The organism is Isoptericola sp. NPDC055881 (assembly GCF_053615895.1).
On sequence record NZ_JBSHCR010000006.1, the window covers coordinates 100,399 to 104,570 of the forward strand.

The 4,172-nt window shown below is 75.2% G+C and carries 5 protein-coding genes; 2 read left to right on the forward strand and 3 right to left on the reverse strand.

The window, feature by feature from the left end; genetic code table 11:
• Positions 1 to 1,245: deoxyguanosinetriphosphate triphosphohydrolase (locus ACWGKI_RS03545; protein ID WP_452184731.1), on the reverse strand; the 1,245-nt coding region annotated here is incomplete at its 3' end.
• A gap of 49 nt (positions 1,246 to 1,294) precedes the next feature.
• The gene (locus ACWGKI_RS03550) at positions 1,295 to 1,771 is read right to left on the reverse strand and encodes a MarR family winged helix-turn-helix transcriptional regulator (RefSeq protein WP_452184723.1); all 477 of its coding nucleotides are present in this window, start codon (positions 1,769 to 1,771) and stop codon (positions 1,295 to 1,297) included.
• Positions 1,772 to 1,861: 90 nt separating this feature from the next.
• On the opposite strand from ACWGKI_RS03550, the gene ACWGKI_RS03555 reads away from it, so the two are divergent.
• Together ACWGKI_RS03555 and ACWGKI_RS03560 are read left to right on the forward strand one after the other, a co-directional pair.
• A complete protein-coding gene (locus ACWGKI_RS03555) occupies positions 1,862 to 2,194 on the forward strand; it encodes an antibiotic biosynthesis monooxygenase (protein WP_380245468.1) in 333 nt (110 codons plus the stop codon).
• Positions 2,191 to 3,375 carry a serine hydrolase domain-containing protein gene (locus tag ACWGKI_RS03560; protein WP_452184725.1) on the forward strand — a complete coding sequence of 395 codons (1,185 nt, stop codon included), beginning with the start codon at positions 2,191 to 2,193 and terminating at the stop codon, positions 3,373 to 3,375. Before ACWGKI_RS03555 ends, ACWGKI_RS03560 begins: the two co-directional genes overlap by 4 nt.
• On the opposite strand, the gene ACWGKI_RS03565 is transcribed toward ACWGKI_RS03560, so the two are convergent.
• The gene (locus tag ACWGKI_RS03565; protein ID WP_452184726.1) at positions 3,339 to 4,103 is read right to left on the reverse strand and encodes a metallophosphoesterase family protein; all 765 of its coding nucleotides are present in this window, start codon (positions 4,101 to 4,103) and stop codon (positions 3,339 to 3,341) included. The genes ACWGKI_RS03560 and ACWGKI_RS03565 overlap by 37 nt on opposite strands.
• Between the last annotated feature and the right edge of the window lie 69 nt (positions 4,104 to 4,172).

Here is a 4,172-nt window from a genome sequence, read left to right on the forward strand (position 1 = left end):
GGTGTGCGGGCCCCCTTGGCCGCCGCCGCCGCCCCGCCGCGGGCGGTCGTCGGCCGCCGCACGCCAGTCCGCGGCGAACGGGGCCTCGAGCTCGTCCGGCGCACGGTCGGTCAGGACGTCGACCAGGGCGGCGATCATCTCCCGCTGTGCCCCGTACACCGGCTCGGCCTCGCGCGGTGCCATCACGTACGCCACGGCCACGCCCTTGAGCGCGAGGATCTCGTCGGCGGTCTCCTGCGGCACCACGAGCCGCGCGACGTAGCGGGTCAGGGGCCCGTCGCCGAACACCTCGCGCGTCGCGTCCTGGGCCGCCCCGCTGAAGCGGCCGATGAGCTGGCTCGTCGCGTCCTTCAGCCGGGCCAGCGCCCGGCGCGAGCCGTCGAAGTCCGTCACGAGGTATCCCGTGTCACGCAGGCGGCACAGCGCGGCGTCGATCGCGTCCGGCTCGTGCCACGCCCCGTACCAGGCGCGCACGTGGTCGGCGACGCGAGCCCGCTCGTCCGCGTCGTCCAGGTTGCGCAGGTCCAGGCGTCCCCCGACCACCGCGTCCTCGACGTCGTGCACCGAGTAGCTGATGTCGTCGGCGAGGTCCATGACCTGCGCCTCCATGCAGCGCGCCCGCCCGCCCGGGGCGCCGCGACGCAGCCAGTCGAAGACGGGCCGGTCGTCGGGGTAGACGCCGAACTTGCCGGTCGCGCCGCCGTCGGGCCGTGCCGGCCCCGCACCGAGCGCCCACGGGTACTTCACGCTGGCGTCGAGGCTGGCGCGCGTGAGGTTCAGACCCCGGGGCGACCCGTCGGAGGCGAACACCTTCGGCTCGAGGCGGGTGAGCAGCCGCAGCGTCTGGGCGTTGCCCTCGAAGCCGCCGATCCCCTGCGCGATCTCCGCGAGCGCCCGCTCCCCGTTGTGACCGAACGGCGGGTGGCCGAGGTCGTGGGTGAGGCAGGCGGTGTCCACGAGGTCGGGGTCGCAGCCCATGGCGCGGCCCATCTCCCGCCCCACCTGGGCGACCTCGAGCGAGTGGGTCAGCCGGGTACGGACGAAGTCGTCGCTGCCGGGACCCAGCACCTGGGTCTTCGCGCCGAGCCGACGCAGGCCCGAGGAGTGCACCACGCGGGCGCGGTCGCGCTCGAACGCCGTGCGGTGCTTCGACTTGGGCGGCTCGGAGTACCAGCGCTCCGTGTCCGTGTCGGTGTACGACCCGAGCCACTCCTCGCCCGTGTCCGGGCGTGCCGCGGGGCCCATCACGTCGGGGTCGAAAGCGCCCTGCTCGAACGTCTGCACGGGACGAAGCCTAGCGAGCGCCGCCGACGCGCCCCACGGCCTCGACGACGTCCCGCAGCCCGGCGTCAAACTCCGCGTACCGCCGGGCCCCGAGGGCCGCCGCGAGCTCGCGCTCGACGTCGGCGACGATGGCGTCCGAGCGCGCCATCTGCCACAGCCCGCGGTCGGTGGGCACGACAAGCTTCGCGCGCCGGTCGTCCGGGTCGGGTCGCCGCTCGACGTACCCGCGCTCCTCGAGCTCGTCCACGAGCTTGCCGATCACCTGCTTGTGCTGGCCGGAGCGCTGCGCGAGGTCGGTCGCGCGGCTCCCGCCGGCGTCGATCCAGGCGAGCACGGCGCCGTGCTGCGGCCGCAGGTCGTCGAACCCCTCGACCGCGAGCCGGCCGAAGAGGGCGCCCTGGACGGCGAAGAGCAACCGTCCGGCGAGCACCCCCAGGTCAGGCCGGTCGGCCTTGGCCTCGGCGCGCGTGCGCGGTGGGCTCGCCATGTCGCACCTCCGGGGGTCGGGAATATAGTCACCTATGATGACGATATGAACTGGTGACTACAGGATATGCCCCGACCGACCGGAGGAACCATGACCGCCACCCACCGACCCGGCACCACCGTCGAGATCACCCGGTTCCGCGTGCCCGCCGACGCGGCCGACCGGCTGCTCGCGGCCCGTCCGGGGATGCTCGCCGCGTTCGCCGCGGGGCGCACCGGCTTCCTGGGCGCCGAGCTGGTGCGCCTCGACGCCGACACCTGGGTCGACGTCGTGCACTGGGCGAGCCCCGAGGACCTGGCCGCGTCTCGCCGCCGGGGCGGCGACGACCCGGCCGTCGCCGCCTTCTTCGACCCGATCACCGAGCTGGTCTCCTCCGAGTCGGGCACGACGGCCGACCAGGCCCCCGCGCAGCACGCCCGATGAGCACCGCCCCCGCCCCCGCGGCGGTCGTGCATGGCACCGTGGCACCCGGGTACGAGGACGTGCGGACCGCGTTCGCGCGCACGCTCGCCGAGCATCCCGAGCCCGTCGGCGCCCAGCTCGCGGTGCACCACCACGGGCGGCGCGTCGTCGACCTGTGGTCGCCCGATACCACCGCCGACACCGTCACCGGTCTGTTCTCCGTCGCGAAGGGCGTCGCGCACCTGCTCGGCGCGCTCGTCGTGCAGGACGGCCTCGTCGACCCGGCCCGCCCCGTCGCCCGCTACTGGCCCAGGTTCGCCGCCGAGGGCAAGGCGGACGTCACCGTGGGTGAGCTCTGGTCGCACGGCGCCGGTCTCGTCACCGTGCCGGAGGGCTTCACGGTCGACGAGCTCGCTGACGACGCGGCCCTGGCCGACCGTCTCGGCGGACAGCGGCCGTGGTGGCGGCCCGGCACGGGGTACGGGTACCACGCCCTCGTGATCGGCGCACTGGTGGGCGAGGTGGTGCGACGGGCGACAGGCGCGACCCTCGCCGACCTGTACGCCGAGCGGGTGCGGGAGCCCTTCGACGTGGACCTCTACCTCGGCCTGCCGGCCGGCGCCGGTCCCCGGTTCGTCCCGGTCACCCGGGGCACGGAGTCCCCCGCCCCCCGCCGCACACCGGTGCCGGCGGCCGACGCGACGCTCATGGACCTCGCCTTCAACCAGCACGCCGCCACGCCCACCGACGTCGTCGCGCTCGCCTCCGACCCGCGCGTGCACGCGGGCGGCCCGTCGTCGTCCGGCGCCTTCGGCTCGGCACGGGGTGTCGCCGCCCTCTACGCGGCAGCGATCAGCGGCGACGGGAAGCGACACGCGCTCCTGGCGCCGTCCGTCGCGCGCGGCCTCGCCACGCCGCACGGCGCGGGTCCTGACCTCGTGACGGGCGAGCGCGAGCACTTCGGCGCCGGCTTCGAGCGGATCGCCTCGCGCTTCCGCCATGCACCGGCCCGCGCGTTCGGTCACTCCGGCGCCGCGGGCGCGCTCGGGTTCGCCGACCCGGACTCCGGCATCGCCTACGGGTACACGCGGTCCCTCTTCGGCGTGGGCGGAGGGGCGGCACCGGAGAACGGGCGCCTCGTGGCGGCCGTCCTCCGGGCGGCCGCTCAGGCCGGCGGCGAGGAGACGGCCAGGCCGCGGTAGACCCCGGTGCGCAGCTCGCGCGCCCACGGCTCATACCCCGGCATGCCGAGCGTGCGGGCCACCGCGAGCTCCGCCTCGACGTCGTAGGGCACGCGCACGTGCTGGATCCCGAACGGCGCCGGCTCCGGGGAGCCCGGCACGCCCTCGAGGATCGCGTAGACCGGCGTCGGCTCGTCGATCGGGTTGCCGACCGACCCGGCGTTGAACAGGGTCCGGCCGCCGTGGACGTCCACGAAGGCCTGGTGGATGTCGCCATACCCCACCGTGGTGGGCTCCGGCCCGGGGCCGGTGAGGTCCGTCGTCGCGAACATGCCGTGGAAGTCGTCGCGGGAGTGGTACCGACGCACCCGCGTGTGCACGCTCGTCGCCGACGCGTGGAAGAGCCGGACCGCGCGGCCGCTGAGCAGCAGGTCGTGGCTGAGCGGCTTCGCGGCGAGCCACTCCCGCTGGTTGGGGCGCAGCTCGTCCCGCCACCACGCCAGCTCGGGCGACCCGTCGTCGGGGACCCCCGGCAGGAAGTCGTCCCAGTTGCCGCGGACGTCCGCCTCGCAGACCTCTCGCAGCCGGTCGACGACGGCGCTCCCCCGCGGCCCCTTGCCCGCGTCGTCGCCGAGGTTGATCACGCGGGTGATCCCCCGGGCGGCGATGTCGGCGAGCACGGCCTCGAGCGCTCCGAGGTTGCCGTGCACGTCCGAGATGACGGCGAGGTGTTCCAGGTCACGTGGCACAGGTCGATGGTGCCACGCCCCCGCCCGCCGACCAGGTGGTGACGCACGCTCTGAGCGCTCAGAGCGTGC